Here is a 551-nt window from a genome sequence, read left to right on the forward strand (position 1 = left end):
GTGTTAAGAGAGCGTGCTGAAAAACATGGAAATCAGATTGCAGTTGTAAGCGGTAATACGCATATAACGTATAGTGATCTTGATAAAAAGGTAGATCGCTTAGCTTCAGGCTTACTGAATTTAGGAATAAAGAAAGAGGATCGAGTTGTAATCCAGTTACCTAACATTATCGAGTTTTTTGAAGTATGTTTTGCGCTATTTCGAATTGGAGCACTTCCTGTTTTTGCATTACCTTCACATCGTAGTAGTGAAATTAGTTATTTTTGTGAGTTTGGTGAGGCGAGTGCTTACGTTATTTCAGATAAGGTTCTCGGCTTTGATTATCGAAAACTAGCAAGAGAAGTGAAAGAGAAAGTGCCAACTTTACAACATGTAATTGTAGTGGGAGAAGAAGAAGAGTTTGTGAACATAAATGATCTGTATATGGATCCCGTCTCATTACCAGAAGTTCAGCCAAGTGATGTTGCATTTCTCCAATTATCAGGAGGGACAACAGGACTTTCTAAATTAATTCCTAGAACACATGATGACTATATTTATAGTTTACGTGT

Annotated in this window: 1 protein-coding gene; it reads left to right on the plus strand. The window is 36.7% G+C overall.

What is annotated here, in order from left to right; translation table 11 throughout:
- Window positions 1–551 (plus strand): AMP-binding protein (locus JDS95_RS30460; protein WP_199691048.1); only part of this gene is annotated, 551 nt, incomplete at both ends.

The sequence above is a fragment of the Bacillus cereus group sp. N24 genome (assembly GCF_016483345.1).
GTDB classification, from domain to species: domain Bacteria; phylum Bacillota; class Bacilli; order Bacillales; family Bacillaceae_G; genus Bacillus_A; species Bacillus_A toyonensis.